We start from the raw sequence: 22,153 nt of genomic DNA on the forward strand, positions 1-22,153 counted from the left end.
CTTCACCTCGTAATATTAATTTCTTCTTCTAGCAAAAATCTTAATTGGTGTACCATCAAAACCGAAAGCTTCACGTATTCTGTTTTCTAAAAATCTTTCATAAGTAAAGTGCATTAATGTTGGGTCGTTTACGAATACAACAAAGGTCGGTGGTTTAATTGACACTTGTGTCGCATATAAGATTTTAAGCTTTTGACCTTTGATGGATGGTGCAGGATTGATTGCTAATGAATCCTCTATCACTTCATTCAGCAAATTGGTCTGCACTCTTTTAGAATGGTTTTCAGCTGCTCTGATGACTTCTGGTAATAATGTGTGAATACGTTTCTTTGTCATGGCAGATAAAAACACTACAGGTGCGTAACTTAAGAATTGAAAATGCTTTCTCACTTCTTGTTCGAACTTTTTCATAGAATCTTGTTCTTTTTCAACTGTATCCCATTTGTTGACTACAATCACAATTGCTTTACCAGCCTCGTGAGCATAACCAGCAATCTTCTTGTCTTGTTCGATGATCCCAGTATCAGCATCAATCACGACTAAAACGACACTTGATCTTTCGATTGCCTTAAGAGCCCTTAGTTGACTATATTTTTCGGTATTTTCGTAAATCTTACCTCTTTTTCTCATCCCTGCAGTATCAATAATGGTAAAGTCCCAATCATCACGAGAAAAAGATGTATCAATAGCATCTTTTGTTGTTCCTGCCATATCACTGACGATGACACGTTCTTCACCAAGCATTGCATTGACTAAAGAAGACTTTCCTACATTCGGTCGTCCAATTAATGAAAAATAAATGCGCTCTTCATCCAAATCGTCTTCTCGATCAGTAGGAAAATGTTTCACTACCTCATCCAACATGTCTCCTAGCCCTAATCCATGAGTTCCTGAGATAGGAAAAGGTTGTCCCATTCCAAGAGAGTAAAACTCATACAAGAGTTCATGCATTTCAAAGTTATCCACTTTGTTTACAGCTAGAATGACGGGTTTGTTAGACTTGAAAAGTAATTTAGCCACTTCCTCATCTGCCCCAGTAATTCCGTCTCTACCGTTAACTAGAAAAATGATGACGTCTGCTTCGTTGATAGCAACTTCAGCTTGCTCTCTTACTTGAACTAACAACGGTTCATCACTCAGGTCGATACCGCCAGTGTCAATAAGATTGAATGAATGGTTCAACCACTCTGCATCTGCATATATACGATCTCTAGTTACTCCTGGAGTATCCTCGACGATTGAAATTCTTTCACCCACTAGGCGATTAAATATTGTTGACTTTCCGACATTTGGTCGACCTACGATGGCTACGACTGATTTTCTCATAATGTTCATTCCCTCTGCTAATTTCCTAATACAATCATAGCATTTTCAATGATTAGGAATTCATCCTATATTCATAAAGAAAAAGTGGCGTCTCTGCCACTTTCTCTCTTGTAATCACAGTTGAAAATACTAATGCATTATTTCTTATAATTCTTTAATTGATCACCAATTAGATCACCAAGTTGGAATGCTTGGTCGTCTTCTTGGTCTTTTTGATATTGTTTTAACTCAGAACTTTCTCTATCTTCTTCCACTTCTTTAATACTTAATGAAAGTCGCTTATTTTTCTCATTAACATCAAGTACCTTCACTTGAACCTTTTGGCCTTCCTTCAATACCTCTTGAGGTGTGCCGATATGTTCTTTAGCGATTTGAGAAATATGCACAAGACCTTCGACACCACGCTTAATTTCAACGAAAGCACCGAAATTCACCAGACGTTTTACTTCGCCTTCGATCACTTGACCATTTGAGATTTCGTTTTCTATACCTTCCCAAGGTCCTGGAAGTGTATCTTTCAATGAAAGAGCTATTCTCTCAGTGTCACGATCTACTGAAAGAACTTTCACCTTTATTTTGTCGCCCTCAGATACTACATCTGAAGCTTTATTAACGTGTTCATGGGACAACTGAGATATGTGAATTAGTCCATCTACGCCACCTATGTCTACAAACACACCAAAATTGGTAATACGTTGTACCGTACCCTCGACTTGATCGCCTGCTTCGATTTTATTAAGAATCTCCTTCTTGCGATCAGTCATTTCTTTCTCAGTTACAGCTTTGTGAGAAAGAATGACGCGATTTCTACTTTCATCCATTTCAATTACTTTGACTGTAAGGGATTGATCTTTATATTCACTAAAGTCTTCAACATAATAAACTTCGACATGAGAAGCTGGAATGAAACCTCGTAGCCCAACATCAGCCACTAAACCTCCGTTAACCACTTCCACCACTTTTGCTTCAAAAGATTCTCCACTTTCGAGTTTCTTTTCAAGGTCTTCCCATGCTTGCTTGCTGTCATTTGCTTTTTTGGACAAAATGATAGCTTCGTCTTCAACTTTTTGAACGACGACAACTACCTCATCACCTTCAGAAAGAACTTCATTCGTATGTTCTACATGTAAATGAGATAATTCAGATATCGGGATGATTCCATCGAATTTTGCTCCAAGGTCGACCACTACTTGTTTATCTTCCAACTTAACTACAGTAGCCTTCACCTGGTCTCCAACTTGTATGTTTTCATTACTAAATTCATCTTGACGCTCAGACATAACTGATTCCTCCTCATTACCATCTTGCATCATACCATTTATATGATAATTAAATAATAACATTCTTATCGATTTTCATCTAATAAAGACTGAATATTTTCCATAATTTCGTCAGTAACGGTTTGTGCGGAAGGCTTCTCCTGTTTTAGTGATTCGAATTCAATTGGTTTACCGTAAATCACTTTTATTGAAGACCCTCGCTTGTACTCCCCCATAATAGCACATGGAATGACCGTAGCACTGGAGCGCATTGCGAAAAAGCCTGCTCCTGCCAAACCTCTTTTAAGTTGACCGTCCTTACTTCTTGTCCCTTCGGGAAAAAGACCTAATGCATGATTATCTTTTAACCTGGTTAATCCCAACCGCAAAGCGTTACGATCACGCATCCCTCTTTTTACGGGAAAAGCGTTCAAGTTGTTTAACAACACGTTCAGCCATTTCTTTTCGAATAGTTCTTCTTTAGCCATGAAGTGAAGGTCTCTAGGACAGGTAATTCCTACCATCGGTGGGTCATAATTGGATATATGGTTCGAGCAAATGATGACTGGACCTTTTTTAGGAACATTCTCTTTACCGATAACCTTTATTTTAAATAATAACTTATAAACTATTTTCACAACATTTTTGGCGAATTTATAAAACATTTGATTGCTCCTTAACTACTGCGTTTTTGTATTAATAGCATCAAGAATGGTTTGAACAACCTCTTCAATTGTCAATGAAGTGGTATCAATTTCAATAGCGTCACTAGCCATGACTAATGGATCTGTTTCTCTTTCTGAGTCGAGTTGATCTCTTCTTCTAATTTCATCCTTTAAACTTTCTATATCTGAAGAGAAACCTTTTTCTAAATTTTCCTTATGTCTTCTTTCTGCCCTCTCGTCTACACTGGCTATAAGAAAGAACTTTTTTTCTGCATCAGGAAGAACATTTGTGCCGATGTCGCGGCCGTCCATTACAACGTTACCTTTCTCTGCTAATTGCCTCTGCATATTGACCAATTCATTCCGAACAAATTTATGTTTAGCAACAATAGAAACATTATTGGTGACTTGATGATCTCTGATCTCCTCTGTCACATTGCGATGATCAATGAAAACTTGTTGACCCGATTCAGAGTTTTCAAAAGAGATATCAATTTCTTTCGATAATTCTCCTAGTAAGTTTTCATCTTCTAAATCAATGCCATTTTCAAGTGCAGCAAGTGTGAGTGCACGATACATTGCACCTGTATCTATATATACATACTTCAGTGATTTAGCAATTTGTTTTGCAACTGTACTCTTTCCAGCTGCTGCTGGTCCATCTATTGCTATTTTCATATGTGAGTCCTCCTATGTCAGCTATGTAATTTACGACGTCTCTCAAGTTGTTTGTCAAAACAATATTTTATAATACGCTCTCGGATATCATCATCCAAGTCCAAAAATTTAATAGTAAGTTTTGGTGGCTGATCTTTATGCTGTTCAACATGACGAATAATTTCGCCTGAGATAGTCAAATAAGAATAATCATTGGTTTGAAAAGGTAGTACCATTGTTATTTCAATTTTATCGCCTGAGACAAAATTGATATCTTTTCGTTCTTTAGAAACAACAGCAATCCCGCCCCCACTTATATCAATTGTTCTTGTTATTAAAGGTTGTTTATTCTCATCAACGGAATATATCGCAACATCTAGTGAAGTGTCAATACGCACATATTCTCTACGCTGTATTTTTTTGAGATTTTCTTTTAGAGGATAAGAAAAAACTAAAGTAGGTATCTGATTAATTTTTTTACGCATTAAAATTTCAGCAGGAAAAGAATAGACAGAACCTGCTTTACCGACAAATGATACTCTTAATTCAGTTCCTTCAAGAAATAAAGCGGTTCTACCAGTTCTTTCGTTAACTGGATAATCGACAAATAGCTTTTTGGAACTGTATTCTACTAACTTACACTGAAAGCGATCCTCTACCTCTCCGTCTTTAAAGGATTCTATTGTAAGTTTCATACCAACTGAAAACATACTACCATTCCCCTCCATGTTCAGTTAATACTATTATGTCAAAAAAAACAAGAAAGGAAAAGATAATTTCATCTTTTCCTTTCCTGATGATACTTCGAGGTGCTTTCAGCTTTAATTCTCAGTTAATGATTATTGTTGATTTTAACGAATCATTTCTAGGTGGAAGCTTACCGACAATCCGGACGCCACCTAACGTTCTTCGTAAATTGAACTCACCAAGGTGAGACTCCTAGGGGTCGGCTAAAACCGGCTGCATCCTGTGGTCTACACCGTCATTTGTCCATCCCGGTCGTCAGAAAGCGTCCGGCATTAAACGATTCGCCAGAAATCAACACCAAACTTTAACAAACCCTTTTAATAAATTGCTTCCGTTTGTTTTAGTTCTTCGACTCGTTCTTCAAATCCATCATTGGCATTTATGAATACTCTATATGTCCGGTCATCGATCGTACCAATTATTTCATAACAAAGAACTTCATCACCAATATCATTGTCAATCACTGCAAGTTTAGCTACCTGAACCTCAAGATTAGGATTCAACTCCTCGATTGCTTCTTCCTCAGTAATGCTCGTAGAAAGTTCTTCTCGCTCGGGTCGACTCGATTTCAACACATAATCTCTTGCAGCAAGTCCGACGATATCCCCGTTATCCAGAGCAACTTTAACCCGAATAGAATCTGGATAGTAAAGTACATCATCTCTTTCTAACACGAAAGTATAAATTCCAACCTGATCATACTGTGCACTTTCACTCGCTGTTACGTCCTCAAACCCAATATCCTTGAGAAGTTCTTCTGCTTTTGTCTGACCTTCATGAAGACCGATTGTTGCTTCTTGTAGATCTCTATTTAATAAAAATGAAAGTGTATGCGCACCTTTCTTTGTGACCTCTGCATACCCATGTAGATCACCATCATTAAAAGAGACATTGAAGTATGGAATATCAGAACCTTCTCCGGTTTCGGTGATTTTTATTTCAGTGGAACCATCCAAATCGAATTCTTCTGTTACAAACTGTTTTATATCTTCTTCAGAATGTTCTTTTCCTTCTAGTTCTACTTCCTCGTCACCTTTATTAGTATCAGTAAGAGTTAGGCCATTTTGCATCCCATATTCGTTATAGTGTTCTGAGTTTTCCTCTACAGTCTTAAACCCATCAATGATTGTATTATCACCTGGCTCATTTGTAGACAGTGCCAGTTCAACATCCATCCATCTTAGTCCGTTATCGATTACTTGAGATTGGACGGTTCTGAGTTCTCGTTTGATTTCATTGGATTGACCGTGTAGTTCATTTAATAAACTTAATTCTTCTTCGTTCAATGGTTCTGAATCTAAACCACGTATAGCGACTCGATATGAGAATTCTCCAATGTCTGATAAAAATTGTTCAGTTTTATTAAACGGCAATAATGTCAGAGGTAACTGGCCAACATCCGCATGGGCTTCTGATGTTATTTTCCATATTTCAGTTAACTGTGGAGAAATATTGTCAGGAGTATTCATCGCTAATACAGTACTAATTTTTTCATTGAGAATATCCACTCTATAAGTTAAGTCGTGAAATGCTCTTTGATAGTTGTTCTCTGCCTGGATTAATACAGCATTTTTCTCTTGGTGTTCTTCATATCCCCATACAATCGTACCAATAACTCCAATGAGTAAAACTACTATGATGACCCATCGAATCATTCTAAAACCTCCTTTCTACTTACAAAAGATATGCTTACCTATTCTTTTAATCTGAGGACGTCCCCATATCCAAGATGATGTTGCTGTATCAGGGTTAAAATAATACAAAGCGTTCCCTGACGGATCCCATCCATTTAATGCATCTAATACTGCTTCTTTTGCTTGTTCGTTTGGCGTCATATAAATTTGACCGTCTGCAACTGCTGTAAAAGCTAGTGGTTCAAAAATGACTCCTGATACAGAATCAGGAAATGTAGAACTGTTAATACGATTCAAAATGACTGCGGCCACTGCTACTTGACCTACATAGGGCTCACCTCTGGCTTCTCCATAAACGGCTTGTGCCATAATGTTTATATCATTCTGAGAAAATCCGCTTGGTACATTTTTAGCACTTTGGTTGCTTTGTTGGCTTTGGGAACCTCCTGTGCTAGCAGAACCTCCATCTTGATTCATTTGTGCTTTTACTTTTTGTTCATCATAAACGGTAGCACGAGTAAGTTTGTCCTTAGTGGATTGCCCAACTAAACCATCAATTTCCATTCCAAACTCATACTGAAAATTTCTGACGGCCCAATATGTCCCCCATCCGAATACACCATCAATTTTTCCTGTATAAAACCCTATATGTTTCAGTCTTGCTTGCAATTCTATGACATCTTCACCGACTGCCCCTTGCTGAATAACTTGATCACTGAACGCATCTGAAGGTATCGGGGAGCTAAATAGGCAAAAACAAAAAAGGAAAGATAAACAAATTTTTATACATTTATGTTTTACCAACACATTCAACCTCCTAATTCAACTACTGAGATTATCTTTTGTTGGATGGAAAAGGAATATTCTATTTTAGACAATAAAAAAACTGACCAATTTTTGGTCAGTTTGACAAATCGAATTATTGAAGATTAAAATTCATATTTTTTTATTCCAGAAGATAATAAGACAGCTAATTTTACACGTGCTTTTTTGCTATCATAATCACTTCCCAGTAATACACCCTGATTGATGAGATCAAACGCACTACCTCTATAATCATAGGTTGGGTATACAGCACCTTCCTCGGAAGCAGTTGTTATGACAAGTATTACTCCTTCTGCAATACATCGTTCAATTGCCGGCATCATTGTAGGGGGAACTTGTCCTCTTCCTACACCTTCGATGATTATACCTTTGCTACCCGACTCACGTAATGCGTCAATTACCCGTCCATCTGCATCCGTATAACATTTTACTATATCCACCTTAGGTAAATCAGCAATTAACTGATATGTTTCTCGTTTAATTGGTTTTTGAAAGATTTGAACTTCATCATTATCGATGATCCCTAAATAACCAAATCCAAATGAGTTGAAGCCTTGGATGTTACTGGCGTGTTCTTTTTTAACATATTTAGCAGCAAATATTCTCTCATTGAAAACAACTGCCGTCCCAACATCCATCAGATCTTCACTACATGCTGAATAAATAGCATGACGTAGATTGACGTAAACGTCACTACCAAGATCAGCAATCGACCGTTGCGATCCCGTAACAATGACAGGTCGACTATCGCTAATAGTCAAATCCAAAAAATAAGCAGTTTCTTCGATGGTGTCAGTACCGTGAGTAACTACAATTCCATCAACCGTCTCGTCTTCAAAGTAAGTTTCGATTTTGTCCTTTAACTTCAACCAATCATTAGCGGTTAAATGTACACTTGGTTTCTGAAAGGCAGAATCGATGATTACATCGATATCCTTCGGTAGGTCACATTTAGAAGCAAGCTCTTCACCAGTCATTGCACCAGAAGAAAGTTTACCACTGTTCTCATTTGGTTTACTTGCAATAGTACCACCTGTTGTCAAAAGGATCACTTTTTTCATAATTTTTCACCATGTTTTCTTTTAGATTGAATATGGTTAGCTATTTTTAACCCATGATGCCTACCATTCTCGATAAAAATTTCATTGTTATTGTACCCAGCAGCAATGACACCTGCGATGTAGATGTTTGTAACATTCGTTTCCATTGTTTGATGATCAAAATAAGGTCGACCTGTTTCAAAGTCGATTTCAATCCCGACTGCTTCTAAAAAGGTTTGATCAGGATGATAGCCCACCATCGCAAAAATAAAATCACTGGAGACTTGTCGAGTTTCTCCATTTTGTTCAAAAATCACTTGTTCAGTCGTTATTTTCTTGATTTCCGCGTCAAAAACCATCTCGATTTTCTCATGATTGACTAGCGATTCAAATACAGGGAGAATCCATGGTTTGACGCTGGAGGAATAGTCACTTCCTCTATAAAGTACAGTCACATTTGCTCCTGCCTTTTCTAATTCCAATGCTGCGTCTACTGCGGAATTCTTTCCCCCAATGACTACAACGTTTTGATTGAAATAAGGATGAGCCTCTTCGAAATAATGAAATACATGAGGCAAGTCCTCACCTTCAACCCCTAATTTGTTGGGATGATCATAATATCCAGTTGCAATGATTATATCATCGGCTAAATATGAAATTTTATCACCTATATTATTTTCAGTGAATATTGAATAATTATTCTCATTTTGCTCAATTGATTTAACTGTTTCATAAGTATTGATCCGAACATCACTTCGGTCAGCTACCATACGATAATAAGTTAACGCTTCATTACGGACAGGTTTCTGTCTTTCAGAAATAAAAGGATAGTTGCCTACTTCCAACTTTTCCGCTGAACTAAAAAAGGTTTGGTGCGTTGGATAATTATAAATAGAGTTAGCCACATTCCCTTTTTCTATAATCAGTGGGTCTATCCCTTTATCTTTCAATTCAACCGCAGCAGACAAGCCACAAGGGCCAGCTCCGATTATTATCACTTTTTCTTCTCTTAACATCTTCAATACACTCCTGTACACATGGAAAATCTCCTACCAGATTAATGATAGGAGATGTTTTTGTATTTATCAACTTGTACAACTTTACCTTAAATCCAACCTCTGAAACGAGATGCTTCTGTCATTTTACGAACACCGACCATATAAGCTGCTAGCCTCATATCAATCTGGCGGTTTTGGGAAGTCGTATAAACATTGTTGAATGCTTTAACTAAAACTTCACGAAGCTTTTCCTGAACTTCTTCTTCTTTCCAGTAGTAACCTTGATTATTCTGTACCCATTCAAAGTAAGAAACTGTCACGCCACCAGATGAAGCTAGAACGTCCGGCACAATCAAGATACCTCGGTCTGTAAGGATCTTGGTCGCTTCAAGCGTCGTAGGTCCGTTAGCAGCTTCTACAACGATTTCTGCCTTGATATTATGTGCATTCTCTTTAGTGATTTGATTTTCAATGGCAGCTGGAACTAGTATGTCTGTTTCAAGTTCTAACATTTCAGGATTAGTTAGTGTATCTTCAAACAAGTTAGTTACAGTACCAAAGCTGTCACGGCGATCGAGTAAGTAGTCGATATCTAGACCATCCGGGTCATGTAAAGCACCCTCTGCATCTGAGATAGCGATGACTTTTGCGCCCATATCGTACATGAATTTTGCTAGAAAACTTCCTGCATTTCCGAATCCCTGTACGCTTACACGTGCACCTTTAATATCGATTCCTTTTTTGCGTGCCGCTTCTTCAATACAAATAGTAACACCTTTTGCCGTAGCAGACTCTCTACCATGTGAGCCCCCTAAAACAATAGGTTTACCTGTAATAAATCCAGGGTTATTGAATTCATCAATACGGCTATATTCATCCATCATCCATGCCATGATTTGTGAGTTGGTAAAAACATCAGGGGCAGGAATGTCCTTAGTAGGACCAACTATTTGAGAAATTGCTCTTACGTAACCTCGGCTAATACCTTCCAATTCTCTGAAAGACATTTTTCTCGGATCGCAAACAATTCCACCTTTTCCTCCTCCATAAGGTAAATCGACTATTCCAGCTTTTAGACTCATCCAAATAGATAGTGCCTTAACTTCCTTCTCAGATACATTCGGGTGGAACCTAACCCCACCTTTAGTAGGTCCTACGGCATCATTATGCTGAGCGCGGTATCCAGTAAAAATCTTGACTTTCCCATCGTCCATTCTAACTGGGATTCTTACCGTCATCATTCTAATAGGCTCTTTCATTAATTCGTATGCTTCCTCTGGATAACCTAATTTATCTAAAGCTAGTTGAATGACTTGCTGAGTTGATGATAAAACATCATTGGGCTTACTTTCTTCTTGAGAATCTGCTGGTTTTTCGGCTACCATGCGTTTACCTCCTATAATTAAACGTCCATTTATAACGATTGCTTTCAATGATTAGTATACATTTTCATAGCGAATATGCAACATTTATTGTCGATTATTTGAACAAATTGCAGGTGTGTTTTAATCTTTTAAAGTCAGCTTCAAGAACTGTTCAATCATCTCTTCGTAACTCATCCCAATCGCTGAAGCAGCATCAGGATATAAGCTTGTTGGGGTCATTCCAGGTAATGTGTTGACCTCTAAGATAACTGGTACTTGATCATCAGTAAGTATGAAATCCACTCTAGAGTAAGTTTCACAACCTAAAACCTGGTGAGCTTGAACTGCATAATCCTGTATCTTCTGTGTCAAGTCATCGGTCAATAGGGCAGGCACAATGTGATCGCTCCCACCTTCTGAATACTTTGATTCATAATCATAGTATTTGCTTTTAGGGACAATTTCTATGATTGGGAGGGCTCTTTCTTCGCCCCTGTCACCTATGACAGCAACGGTGAGTTCTTTACCCTTAACATATTCTTCAACAATTATTTCTGTATCATGCTTGAAGCCCATTTGAATAGCTTCTGTCACTTCACTTTTTTCATGAACGATAGTTAGCCCTAAGGTTGATCCTTCTTGGTTAGGCTTTATTACAAATGGGAATTTAAATTCTTTTTCGATATCATTAAAAATTTCGTTATGATCTTGTTGTTCCCAGTACGTCTTACTGTTAGCTACAGGAATATCTTTTGTTGCAAATATTTGTTTTGCCTTCGATTTATCCATGGCTAGGGACGAAGCTAAAACACCCGAACCAACATAAGGTATATCCAAAAGATCCAAAAGGCCCTGAACTCTACCATCTTCACCTTGTTTACCATGTAAACCGATGAAAACCATGTCTACGTTTTTTACCTGTTCGATAATAGATAAGATCTGTTCTGGATCGAAATCAATCCCAAGTACATCATGGCCGTTATCAGTCAATGCCTGGATGATTCCCTTACCAGTTGATAACGATACTTCTCTTTCTTTAGATGTTCCTCCATATAAAACAGCAATTTTCACTAAATTCACCTCTGGTTAGTCTAAAAATATTGATTGATTATTTGGAATGCATTATGTTCTGATACAACTGTTCCGTATTCCTTTAAGTAGTAAGATGTTGTGGTGCTTGGAGAGCCATATTCAGAAAGTATGGATATTATAATCTCCTTTTCTGAGTCGTCCATATCATCATCGAGCAGTTGAATGTAATATGAACCATCATAAGCAAACAAAGCAGTATCAATTGCTTTGTGGTTTTGGAAAACACGTGCCACTTCAATTACATGTTCAAAATTCTCCATTTCAAACATCACTTCTTTGCTCTCATCCATCGTCACCTTCAGTTCAATGAACTCATCATCACTCAAATCTTCATTTTGCGTGACTAGAATAATCATCCCTTGTGCTTGCAACATGTGGACTTGAACCATCAACATTCCATCTAGATTAAAGTCAAGCTCGTCACAGGCCTCATATAGCATATCTTGAAATAATTGATTGGCTTTAGGTAAGTTATTCCACAATTCTTCCTTTGTGTAACCTCTTTCTTTCAAATCATCGTAAGTTAAAAATATTTTGAATTGGTTAACGCTGATTCTCTCTAGCCTCACGCAACCACCTCCACTGTTCTCTCTATAGTATATGTAGCATCCTTGTACAAAATAGCATGTGCTTATAAAGCAATTTAAGCCATTCTCTCTTACCTCTATTCTAAAGCATCTTAGCATAATTAAAAACACTAAAGTTTAATTACAGCCGTATTTCTCAGTGTTATGAGATATAGGTGTACACCCATATTATATTATTATTCCATATCGATGATGTTCTTTCCATCATTCCAAAAGAACATTCGGGTTATTCGAAAACATATCTCACATGAGACAAGTCATACAGCCATATAGTGTTTATAACGAACATAAAGGAGGTTTAAATGTGGAAAGTAACCGCAAATACTATCATCCATTCATCAGTCCAACAGATCCTTGTCCTCCCATTACAATTAAAAGTTACGAGACACCACCCCATCTATATATGGGTTTCCAGCCCTACAACCTGCCACAGTTCTCTCCAATAGATGCACTGTATCATGGCACACTTTGGCCAGCACTCTTTTCACCTTACCCGAAAGGAGGCCAAGAACGTGAAGAAGAATGAAACCATTCCAGCAGAATATTATGAAATGATGGAAAAAATCCAAGCAATTGACTTCACCCTTGTTGAATTGACCTTATACCTTGATACCCACCCAGAAGATAGTTATGCACTTGAACAGTTCAATTCCTTTGCAGAGCTAAGCCATCAACATAAACGTCAATTCGAAGAAAAGTTCGGTCCTTTGATGCAATTTGGAAGAAGTTTTGTGTGGAACGAATGGAGTTGGAACTCACCACCGTGGCCGTGGCAAGTATAGGGAGGTTAAATAATGTGGTATTACGAGAAGAAACTGCAATATCCCGTGAGAGTGAGTGAATGTAACCCTCGTCTTGCAAAATATTTAGTCGAACAGTATGGAGGTGCTGATGGGGAACTAGCGGCTGCCATGCGCTATTTGAATCAGAGGTATTCCATCCCGGATAAAGTGGTCGGTTTGCTTACCGATATTGGTACAGAAGAATTTGCACATTTAGAAATGATTGCGACAATGATCTATAAATTAACCAAGGATGCTACTCCTGAACAAATGAAAGAAGCTGGTCTAGCTGAACACTATGCGAGTCATGATAATGCCTTATTTTATCACAATGCATCTGGGGTCCCATTTACAGCGTCTTATATTCAAGCGAAGGGAGATCCGATAGCTGACTTATATGAAGATATTGCTGCAGAAGAAAAAGCACGAGCCACTTATCAATGGATCATCAATTTATCTGATGATCCAGACTTAAATGACGGACTGAAATTCTTACGCGAAAGAGAGATCGTCCATTCACAAAGATTCAGGGAAGCAGTAGAAATACTTAAAGAAGAACGTGATAAGAAAATTTATTTTTAGATAAAGAAAAGGAAGAGGCGAGTGCCTCTTCCTTTCTTTATTATGGTAGCATCGAGCTATAAATAATTGGAATTCCGATAGTTAATAAAATAAATAAGACCATGATCACGTGAATCGATACTCGATGAATGAATAGAGAGGGATGTTCAACTACCTCTTCTTCATTCTCTACCTCTCTTTGGTTTTTCCTACTTCTTGGAGGTAAACTATAAATATCTTCTTCATCCTCCGTAGTAGAAATCCATTTGTCTTCTGATAAAGCTTCTTCAGTCATATCCATCACCTCATGTTTAGTCGATAATAGATTCCTAGCAGTAAATCGATGAAGAAATGAGCTACGATTGGCACTAGAAGATTTTGCGTTATTTCATACATATACCCTATTAAAAAAGATAATAACAAAACTGATATAAGAAGTACTATCTTGTGAAGATATCGATAGTGAATAAGTGCAAAAACTAAACTAGCAATAATATAACCTGCTTCAGTATGAATTAAACCTCTGAACAATAACTCTTCGGATACAGCAATGATAAATGTAATAAGAAATATATGAGGAATGGATAACATGGAAAAAATTCTTTCATTGATTCCCCCATCATCAAAAAATCTCTTTGGCAATATTTTTATTAAGACTATATCCACAATAACTATTAATAAAGCAGGCACGATACCATATAAGAAAACCTGAGATGGATTCCATTGAAATAACTGAAAAAATGTTCTGAATGAGTCAAAGAAAATCCATATACCAATAATCGCTACGAAAAGGAACATACTTTGTGATAAATATAGATTCAATAGAAGTTGTCGATCGGTCAATTGTTCTACGATTTTCGCTTGTCTATTCTTTTTCATAAATATCACCTTTGTCTGAATATCACCTTTAATTGTTCTTTCCAGTCAATTGAACGGTTTTCATACAGTGTTTGTTCTGGTGTCCATTCTTCTAATTGAAATCCACAATGCTCACAACACGGAAAACTAGTAGGCTTAATATGTGATTGAAAGATAGAATATAGTTCTTCTCTTCTGCAATTCTCACTAAAGACCCAATTTAGCATTTGTTGAACACTTTTATATTTAACCATAATTCGCTTGTCTCGTGAATTAATTATTTTTTCAATCATCAATTGCTTTCCGTCAGTGCGATGAGTCAATTGATACTCAAGGAATCGTGCTTGCGTTTCAGTCAGAGATGAGAAATCTTTATCTCCACCAATATAACCATCTACAGCTTTTTTGATTTCTTGGTGAGTTGGTAGTTCACTTTCTAACAACCGATAGGAAATATTCTCATCACCAGGCCGGTATAAAAGTAAACTTACACTATGTAGGTGGTCTCTTCCGGCTCTTCCTACTTCTTGAATAAATGACTCTACAGTCGATGGCATATGGTAATGGATGATTAGACGGATATTATCTTTATTGATTCCCATTCCAAAAGCACTCGTACAGCAGATAATATCTAACTGATCATTCATGAACTGCTGCTGAATTTGTAATCTATCACGCTGCTCCATTCCTCCGTGGTAATAAGAAATTTCCCTGTCAGGTAATTTTTCATTCAATAAATGAGACACTTTTTCCGCTTGGCTTCGACTGGAAAAGTATATCATTGTGGGAACTTTGAATGATTGTAAAGTATCTAGCAAAATACGTTTTTTCACTGAGTCACTATCAACTACCTCGACAAGCATGGAAATATTTTCGCGGTCCATCGGATTGATCAACATTTCCAAATCGACGTTTAATTGATCTTGTATATCCAGTTGTATGTCTGGAGTCGCAGTTGCACTTAACGCTAGGACAGTAGGGTTATCAAGGATTTTTATACTGTCTTTCAAACGTAAATAGTCAGTTCTGAATTCATGACCCCACTGAGAAATACAATGCGCTTCATCAATCACCAGGTAATTTATATGAATACTTTTTAAGCGATTCATAACCTTTTCTTGTTGAAGCATTTCAGGAGAACAATATAAGATATCTAATTGATATAGATTCATTAGAATTTCTTCTTTTTCTTTCGGAGATATGAAACTGTTGATAGCTTCAACAGATTTAATATGGTGCATTTTCAACCATTTCACTTGATCGATCATCAAAGAAATTAAAGGTGATATGACAATAGTTAAGCCAGGAGTGATTAGGGCAGGTAATTGATAACAAATGGATTTACCACTTCCAGTAGGCAGAGTTGCTAATGTGTGCTTCCCACTGATAACAGATTGGATGATTTCTTGTTGACCTTCACGAAAATTTTCATAACCAAAATGTTCATATAACTTTTTTTCTAATTCGTGTTGTTGAAGCATTTCATCACCCCTTCGATTCAAGTTCACCTATCTGAGTCAAAACGAGCCTAATTTGAAAATAACTGCATGAATCATCTAAATGCTCTTTGATCAACCTCAACCTCATGGTTTTCAATTCCATTGCTGATTCGATAATCTTTTGTTTTGTGTCATCTGAAATAAAATTTTCAATTTGAAAGGTTTGTACCCTTGTAGCTATTTCTACAACATGGTCTTCTATTGTACTTAACTTCAGGTTCCTTAGATTCGCAATAGAGTTCAAATCCATATCTTGCTTCAAGTACTCGTACGTGATTGAGGCTGAGTTCGTCAATGTTTGAACCTTTTGATCGAATAGTTGCCTGAGAATTGAGTAATCTTCAGGATGATCAATAACTTCCTGCATGATAAAATGGTTCACTCCACTGACTTCTAATTGAATATCTCTGAAATTAACCTGCCTTTTCTCTGCAAGCTGATGGAAGGTTAAGCCTATGTAATTCTCACGACTCATCAAGCTCAAATACATGTTTGAAACCTCTTCTGGTAACTGTAACAAAACCCTGTGCATCTCTAGATACAATTTTTCAGCTAAAGATTCAGCATTATTATTCGGCTGGCTTATTATTTGTTTGACTCTTGATTGAACTCGTCGATCTTCCACGATAGGTATAAAACGATTTTTATTATAAATTAAATGAGATATTGACTGGGTCAATAACAATAATGATGAATAAAATTCTTTTTCAACTCGATGAAATTTCTCTCCATTAAGGTAACAGAAAGGCGAGCTATTTAGTGATATTATTTGTTTCGGTTTCTGGATGTGTACAATCCCGTCATCTAAAGTTATCACTTTCTCAACGACTAATTCATCTACCACCGAATCGACTTCTTGCTTTTCCAAGTCAGGTAAGAGTCCAAAAAAATGTTCTATTTGGAAAAGTGAAATGTCTTGTAACGTCTGACCTGATTTTTTTCCTGTCAATACGTGATATGCCGCAGAAGGCGACCTTTCTTTATTTACTTTAGTACATATATGTAAGATCAATTTTTTAAAGGTCAATTGATATCACTCACCTTAGGAATTTGATAACTTCTCTAAAAAGCACTTGTTAGTTTATAGTATTTTACATTCGTTCATTATGTCTTTAGAATAGACTAATAGAGAAGCCATTGATAGTAGGAGGTTTCACTCATGGCAAAATTCACGATTGTAGATAAAGACACTTGTATCGCTTGTGGGGCTTGTGGAACAAGTGCACCAGATATATTTGATTATGACTTCGAAGGTGTTGCCCACAATATAATAGATGATAATTCAGGAACAGTTGAAGTTCCAGAAGAGCTGATTGAGGATTTAGAAGATGCTTTCGAAGGTTGTCCTACCGAATCGATCCGGGTATCTGAAGAATCATTTGAAGGAGACCCAAATAAATTTAAATAATGCAGAACCAAATTAATTGCCTTCTTAATAAAACGCAATTAATTTGGTTCTTTTTTTGAGAATGGATGGACTCCCCTTGAATATGACTGATTCGATTTAATCAATCTTTCTAGAAAATCCTTCGCCTCATCTTCCTTGAAGGTACTCATGTATCTAAAATCATGTTGGTCCACAACACGATAGTGTTTACTAATAATATTCTGTTGAATGAAAAAGCCTTCTCTTTCTTTTAAATTAGACCACCAAACTTTTCCACCCATCGTTTTTTGTTTTTCAAATTCAATCTTAGATCTACCAACTAACTGAAAAATTTCGATTATATCTTCTTCTCCTAGTGTTTGCTGTAAAATAGAACTCTCCCGAAACATTGCCCCGAATGTAATTACTACTGGCCAACTTGCTATAATTCGTTCTTTTTCTATCTGTACTAATGTTTTCTTCGAGATTCCCAGAATTTCAGCCATTTCTTCTTGGTTGTATTGATATTCAGCTCGAATGATACGAATTTTTGGAGATAATAAAACCCGTAGATCCATTTCATTCATCAATTTCACCAACTTTTTGAATTAAAAGTACCTTAATAGTCAATTAAAATCATTTTAACATGAAACTTTCTTTTCTTAATATATAAAGATTGCTATAATAGATAATCGACAAATCGTTTTAGGAGGATGTATTGTGGCGAACAATAAAATTATTGATGTATTAGTTGAAATCCCTACGGGAAGCCAGAACAAATATGAATTTGATAAAGAAAAAGGTGTATTCAAACTGGACCGAGTATTATTCTCATCTATGTTCTATCCAGCTGAATATGGTTATATCGATGAAACGCTAGCATTGGATAACGATCCATTAGATGCTTTGGTATTGGTTACTAATCCAACATTCCCAGGGTGTGTAATTGAATCTCGTGTCATCGGATTCCTAAACATGATCGATGACGGTGAAGAAGATCAAAAACTATTAGCAGTTCCAGTAGAGGATCCACGTTTTAAGGATATTCATTCATTAGACGATATCCCTCAACACAAATTGGACGAGATCTCTCACTTCTTCCAAACGTATAAAGATCTTCAGGGTAAAAAGACCGAAATCGGTGAATGGGAAGGCGTCGAAGCGGCTAGTAAGTTAGTAGATGAATGTATTTCTCGATACCAAAACAAATAGGTTATAAATATTTTGAAGGGGTGCTCGATTCGGAGCACCCCTTCTTTATTCCATGGGATTGATATATTCAGGTACCTTGATCGGTTGGTTCATTTGATAAGGACCTACTTCTTTCACACCTTGTTGCACTGAGAACACTACGGCTTCGTAGCCATAAGACTTAGCTGTCAACAAGATTGCTTCTATCAGTACCATGTGCTCATTTGTCGATTCGAACGAAAATTCGTCGTTTATCCCTATTTCTAATACTTCTTCGTCTGAATTTTGAACTACAAAATTGAATTCATTTGGTATAGTAGCATACAGAGAAAAATCTTCATTATCATTTTTCATTTCTTCTAAAGCCACTTCTACCGATTGGTCATCAGCTGGAACAGGCAAAAGTAGACTTGTGTCTGTATCTTCGGGTTCATACAGTAAATAAGAATAATTTTCACGTACTGATATAGGTAAATTAGTGAATTCACCATAATTACTAAATGAAGGGGTATTCCCCTCTTTATTTTGATAACTTACTTGTTCATAGCCTAGGTCCCCATAGAAAGCATGAATAGAATCGATTAACCCAGTTTCCAAAGCAGATCCACCTACCTGCCTCATTTCCTCATCATTCACTTCAATCAGTGGTTCATTCTCACTATTTTGACCGATGTACTCAGCATACTGAAAGATATTCGTGAACAAACCATCAACTTCAATTTTGGTCTGTGCGTTATTAAACTCAGCTTCTTTACCTTCACCATCACTTACATATGTGAGAGGTACTAAGTAGTTCGCTTGCCCATCCATTGCATAAAATGAAATCCAATCTTCTTGATTCCTAGCTATATCTTCTTGAATTACACGAGTAGTGAGACCCATTTCATTTAATTCTTCAATCGTCATCACTTGCTTTGCAGAGTCCATAAATTCTTCTTCTCCACTTTCCTCTGACGGAACTTCATTCAGTTCACTTGATTCGTCTTCAGCTGTTGAAAATTCTCTAGAATCCTCTGAGCCCTCAGAAGACTCTGCACTCTCCATATCTGAATCTTCCATACTTGCCTCATTCGTACTCATTTCATCCCCAGCTTCATCTTGGCTAAGGAAAGGCATAGCTACCATGAATGACAAGAGTAAAACAGCTGCGGTTACAAGAGCCGGGAAATAGAAACCTCTCTTTGGTCGATTTTTCTTAGGCTTATTATCCACTTGATTCGCTACATTTTGGTAATACGTATCAAATGATTGATCATCCTTAATATCGGGCATTTCAGATAGTAATTTTTCAATATCTTTTTCTGATTTATGACTCATCATTCATGCCCTCCTTCTGGTTCATAGTTGCCTGTAGTTGCTTTAATGCTCTATGCTGAGTAGTCTTGACTTTGCTTGTAGACCAATTAAGGATTTCAGCTGTTTCTCTTATTGAGAGATCTTGTATGTAACGCAATATTGTAACCATTTTTTGGTCTTCAGAACACTCTTCTAGCGCCAGATAAAGTTGCCTCATTGATTCATTCGTTTCAGCAATTTCTTCTGGCAAAGGTTCCGTGTCTCTTAATCGTTCTCCACTTTCTTGAATATCAAAGTATTGGTCGGAATATTGCTTCCGCCTACCTTGTTTTCTGAAATGGTCAATTGTAACGTGTTTTGCAATTGAAAATAACCATGTCTTTTTACTACTTTTACCTTGATAAGTATCGTAAGAGTTCAACACTTTTATATAAACTTCTTGTAATATGTCTTCTGTTGTCACTTTTTCCTTAACCATATAGAAGATAAATTTGTATAGATCATGATGGTATTGGTCATATAGCTCTTGAAAGATATCCTTCATCTTTGAGCCCCCAGTTCATCTAATTAGTCGTATTCTTTAATAAAAAGTTACAGCCTTTTATAAAAAAATACAAGAAGGATTATCAAAATAGATTATCCTTCTTGTATTTGGTCATTGTATAATGGCAAAGAAAAAGTAAAAGTCGTACCTTCATCTACTTTACTCTTCGCATAGATATTTCCACCATGTGCTTCTATGATGTGTTTCGTAATGGATAAACCTAAACCAGTACCTTTCTTTTCCGAATTCCTTGTACGTGCTTTATCGCTCTTATAGAAACGCTCAAATATAAATGGTAAATCTTCTTCAGATATTCCGCTTCCATTGTCATGCACATGTACAACTAAATCATCTTTATCACCTTCTACGATGACTGAAACGGTGCCATCAGAAGGAGTGTGACGTAAAGCATTATCAATTAAATTAGTCATCACTTGTTCCAAGCGGTCAGGATCGAAATGAATAAATTCATGCGGAGCTTGAAAATCAGTTTTCAAATCAACTTGTTGTTCTGACGCAATCGATGTGAATTTTTTTGATATGCGATCGATAAACGGTTTAAGTGGCACTTTTTCACGATTAAGATGAATATGACCGGCTTCCATCCGAGCCAAATCCAACAAATCATTGACTAGACGCCCCATCCGAAGTGATTCTTCGTAAATAATTTGGGCGAGCTCCTGCTTTTCCTCTTTCGTTTCGGCTACGTCATCTACAATCGCTTCAGAGTATCCTTGCATCATGGAAATCGGAGTTCTTAGTTCGTGAGACACATTAGCGAGAAAGTCCTTCCTCAATTTATCTAATTGTCTCTCTTCAGTCATATCGCGAATGATTGTCACTACACCTCTAATAACTGATTCATTGTACAGAGGAGTCATGACTAAAACAAACACTCTACCTTGAGTAGTGACTTCTTTTAAGATTTCTTGTTCATTTCGGAGTACTTTATCAAAATCTTCTTGGATCTCTTTAGGCAAGTCTAGAGAATCTTGTTCATTCTCAAAAGCGAAACGTTCCAAAAACTGTTCAGCTGGTGGATTAATAAGCATGATTTCGTTTTTTCGATTGACAGTTACAACACCATCAGCCATAGATTTCAATATACTTGAAAGCTGTGACTTTTCTTGATTCAATGCTGTAATATGAAAATTTAACTGCCTTCTCATTCTATTGAAAGAATTGGCTAGTTCACCAATTTCATCATAAGTCAAAACTGGAACTTTAGTGTGGAATTCACCACGGGATAGTTCTGATGCTGCTTTTCTCATTTTTATTAATGGAGCTGTAATTCGATTTGACAAGAAGAATGCGAATACAGTTGTCAAGATAATGGCGATTGTGGCCGTGATAAGAATTAATTTTGTAGCGTGAGTGGTTGTTTCTTGGACAACATCTAATGATTGGTATACATAAACAGCACCTTCACCGTCTAAAGTTGGTGTACCCACTACAACTAATTCAGTATCAGAACCTTCAAAAGTTGTGATTTTCTTCACTTCTTCTCTTTCATTCAATACCTGATTAATTTTTTCATTTGAGATGAACCAGCTTGGATCGATCGCTCCATTTTCTTCAGAGGTAGCCTCATTCTGCCAATAGCGGTGTTCATTGAAGAAAATGGTCAATTGGGTTGATGGGTCCATCAACTGATCAATTGTTTCCATTTGCAATGTTTCATCATCATGTTCATGCAGAACGGTCGCAACATTACCAGCTTGATTCAATAGGTTTTCTTCGGCTTCATTTACATAGAAGTTTTCAAAGAACTCTAAAAGTAAGACCGTTACAATCATAAGAATGAAAGCTACTAATAAAATGATGGTAAACCAAAGCTTGAAAACAACACTTTTCCAAAACAT

25 protein-coding genes are annotated in these 22,153 nt (G+C 36.8%); 5 read left to right on the forward strand and 20 right to left on the reverse strand.

Annotated features, from left to right (window positions below):
• Positions 1-15: 15 nt before the first annotated feature.
• The 12 genes from der to CEY16_RS03700 form a co-directional block, all read right to left on the reverse strand.
• On the reverse strand, positions 16-1,326 hold the full coding sequence (gene der / locus CEY16_RS03645; RefSeq protein WP_101330604.1) for a ribosome biogenesis GTPase Der: 1,311 nt from the start codon (positions 1,324-1,326) through the stop codon (positions 16-18).
• 137 nt (positions 1,327-1,463) lie between these two features.
• Positions 1,464-2,606 carry a 30S ribosomal protein S1 gene (rpsA, locus tag CEY16_RS03650; protein WP_101330605.1) on the reverse strand — a complete coding sequence of 381 codons (1,143 nt, stop codon included), beginning with the start codon at positions 2,604-2,606 and terminating at the stop codon, positions 1,464-1,466.
• Positions 2,607-2,671: 65 nt separating this feature from the next.
• On the reverse strand, positions 2,672-3,250 hold the full coding sequence (locus CEY16_RS03655) for a lysophospholipid acyltransferase family protein (RefSeq protein ID WP_101330606.1): 579 nt from the start codon (positions 3,248-3,250) through the stop codon (positions 2,672-2,674).
• 15 nt (positions 3,251-3,265) lie between these two features.
• Complete coding sequence (cmk, locus tag CEY16_RS03660; protein ID WP_101330607.1) at positions 3,266-3,928, reverse strand: (d)CMP kinase; 663 nt, start codon at positions 3,926-3,928, stop codon at positions 3,266-3,268.
• 17 nt (positions 3,929-3,945) lie between these two features.
• Positions 3,946-4,617, reverse strand: a complete 672-nt coding sequence (locus CEY16_RS03665) for a flagellar brake protein (protein WP_162297839.1) — start codon at positions 4,615-4,617, stop codon at positions 3,946-3,948.
• Between the two features lie 354 nt (positions 4,618-4,971).
• Positions 4,972-6,309: a germination protein YpeB gene (gene ypeB, locus CEY16_RS03670; RefSeq protein WP_101330609.1), complete on the reverse strand. Its 1,338-nt coding sequence runs from the start codon at positions 6,307-6,309 to the stop codon at positions 4,972-4,974.
• 15 nt (positions 6,310-6,324) lie between these two features.
• Positions 6,325-7,092, reverse strand: a complete 768-nt coding sequence (gene sleB, locus CEY16_RS03675) for a spore cortex-lytic enzyme (RefSeq protein ID WP_101330610.1) — start codon at positions 7,090-7,092, stop codon at positions 6,325-6,327.
• Between the two features lie 125 nt (positions 7,093-7,217).
• Positions 7,218-8,174, reverse strand: a complete 957-nt coding sequence (locus CEY16_RS03680) for an asparaginase (protein ID WP_101330611.1) — start codon at positions 8,172-8,174, stop codon at positions 7,218-7,220.
• A complete protein-coding gene (locus CEY16_RS03685) occupies positions 8,171-9,169 on the reverse strand; it encodes a YpdA family putative bacillithiol disulfide reductase (RefSeq protein ID WP_101330612.1) in 999 nt (332 codons plus the stop codon). Before CEY16_RS03685 ends, CEY16_RS03680 begins: the two co-directional genes overlap by 4 nt.
• A gap of 89 nt (positions 9,170-9,258) precedes the next feature.
• Entirely contained in the window at positions 9,259-10,536 is a 1,278-nt protein-coding gene (locus CEY16_RS03690; protein ID WP_101330613.1) for a Glu/Leu/Phe/Val family dehydrogenase, read from the reverse strand.
• Between the two features lie 120 nt (positions 10,537-10,656).
• Complete coding sequence (locus tag CEY16_RS03695) at positions 10,657-11,586, reverse strand: D-alanine--D-alanine ligase family protein (RefSeq protein WP_101330614.1); 930 nt, start codon at positions 11,584-11,586, stop codon at positions 10,657-10,659.
• A gap of 20 nt (positions 11,587-11,606) precedes the next feature.
• The gene (locus tag CEY16_RS03700) at positions 11,607-12,176 is read right to left on the reverse strand and encodes an adaptor protein MecA (protein ID WP_101330615.1); all 570 of its coding nucleotides are present in this window, start codon (positions 12,174-12,176) and stop codon (positions 11,607-11,609) included.
• A 322-nt stretch (positions 12,177-12,498) separates the two neighbouring features.
• Between CEY16_RS03700 and CEY16_RS03705 the strand changes: the two genes are divergently transcribed.
• From CEY16_RS03705 to CEY16_RS03715, 3 genes are read left to right on the forward strand one after another with little or no spacing between them, the layout of a single operon-like run.
• Complete coding sequence (locus CEY16_RS03705; RefSeq protein ID WP_101330616.1) at positions 12,499-12,720, forward strand: spore coat associated protein CotJA; 222 nt, start codon at positions 12,499-12,501, stop codon at positions 12,718-12,720.
• A gap of 25 nt (positions 12,721-12,745) precedes the next feature.
• The gene (locus tag CEY16_RS03710; RefSeq protein ID WP_238378779.1) at positions 12,746-12,976 is read left to right on the forward strand and encodes a spore coat protein CotJB; all 231 of its coding nucleotides are present in this window, start codon (positions 12,746-12,748) and stop codon (positions 12,974-12,976) included.
• A 12-nt stretch (positions 12,977-12,988) separates the two neighbouring features.
• Positions 12,989-13,558 (forward strand): manganese catalase family protein, encoded by a 570-nt coding sequence (locus tag CEY16_RS03715; protein ID WP_101330618.1) that lies wholly within the window; start codon positions 12,989-12,991, stop codon positions 13,556-13,558.
• Between the two features lie 40 nt (positions 13,559-13,598).
• Here the strand turns inward: CEY16_RS03715 and CEY16_RS03720 are convergent, their stop codons facing one another.
• From CEY16_RS03720 to CEY16_RS03735, 4 genes are read right to left on the reverse strand one after another with little or no spacing between them, the layout of a single operon-like run.
• Complete coding sequence (locus CEY16_RS03720) at positions 13,599-13,832, reverse strand: hypothetical protein (RefSeq protein ID WP_101330619.1); 234 nt, start codon at positions 13,830-13,832, stop codon at positions 13,599-13,601.
• 5 nt (positions 13,833-13,837) lie between these two features.
• Complete coding sequence (locus CEY16_RS03725) at positions 13,838-14,416, reverse strand: CPBP family intramembrane glutamic endopeptidase (RefSeq protein ID WP_101330620.1); 579 nt, start codon at positions 14,414-14,416, stop codon at positions 13,838-13,840.
• Between the two features lie 5 nt (positions 14,417-14,421).
• Positions 14,422-15,876 carry a RecQ family ATP-dependent DNA helicase gene (locus CEY16_RS03730; RefSeq protein ID WP_101330621.1) on the reverse strand — a complete coding sequence of 485 codons (1,455 nt, stop codon included), beginning with the start codon at positions 15,874-15,876 and terminating at the stop codon, positions 14,422-14,424.
• 4 nt (positions 15,877-15,880) lie between these two features.
• Positions 15,881-16,921: a YpbB family protein gene (locus CEY16_RS03735; protein ID WP_101330622.1), complete on the reverse strand. Its 1,041-nt coding sequence runs from the start codon at positions 16,919-16,921 to the stop codon at positions 15,881-15,883.
• A gap of 132 nt (positions 16,922-17,053) precedes the next feature.
• Between CEY16_RS03735 and CEY16_RS03740 the strand changes: the two genes are divergently transcribed.
• Positions 17,054-17,302 carry a ferredoxin gene (locus CEY16_RS03740; RefSeq protein ID WP_101330623.1) on the forward strand — a complete coding sequence of 83 codons (249 nt, stop codon included), beginning with the start codon at positions 17,054-17,056 and terminating at the stop codon, positions 17,300-17,302.
• A 38-nt stretch (positions 17,303-17,340) separates the two neighbouring features.
• Here the strand turns inward: CEY16_RS03740 and CEY16_RS03745 are convergent, their stop codons facing one another.
• Positions 17,341-17,847 (reverse strand): helix-turn-helix transcriptional regulator, encoded by a 507-nt coding sequence (locus CEY16_RS03745; RefSeq protein WP_202908595.1) that lies wholly within the window; start codon positions 17,845-17,847, stop codon positions 17,341-17,343.
• A 130-nt stretch (positions 17,848-17,977) separates the two neighbouring features.
• On the opposite strand from CEY16_RS03745, the gene CEY16_RS03750 reads away from it, so the two are divergent.
• Entirely contained in the window at positions 17,978-18,472 is a 495-nt protein-coding gene (locus tag CEY16_RS03750) for an inorganic diphosphatase (RefSeq protein ID WP_101330624.1), read from the forward strand.
• A gap of 45 nt (positions 18,473-18,517) precedes the next feature.
• On the opposite strand, the gene CEY16_RS03755 is transcribed toward CEY16_RS03750, so the two are convergent.
• The 3 genes from CEY16_RS03755 to CEY16_RS03765 form a co-directional block, all read right to left on the reverse strand.
• Complete coding sequence (locus CEY16_RS03755) at positions 18,518-19,771, reverse strand: GerMN domain-containing protein (RefSeq protein WP_101330625.1); 1,254 nt, start codon at positions 19,769-19,771, stop codon at positions 18,518-18,520.
• Positions 19,758-20,291, reverse strand: coding sequence for a sigma-70 family RNA polymerase sigma factor (locus CEY16_RS03760; RefSeq protein WP_101330626.1), 534 nt, complete (start codon positions 20,289-20,291; stop codon positions 19,758-19,760). Before CEY16_RS03760 ends, CEY16_RS03755 begins: the two co-directional genes overlap by 14 nt.
• Positions 20,292-20,383: 92 nt before the next feature.
• Positions 20,384-22,153, reverse strand: coding sequence for an ATP-binding protein (locus CEY16_RS03765; protein ID WP_101330627.1), 1,770 nt, complete (start codon positions 22,151-22,153; stop codon positions 20,384-20,386).

It is taken from the genome of Halalkalibacillus sediminis, assembly GCF_002844535.1.
Lineage (GTDB): Bacteria > Bacillota > Bacilli > Bacillales > Alkalibacillaceae > Halalkalibacillus_A > Halalkalibacillus_A sediminis.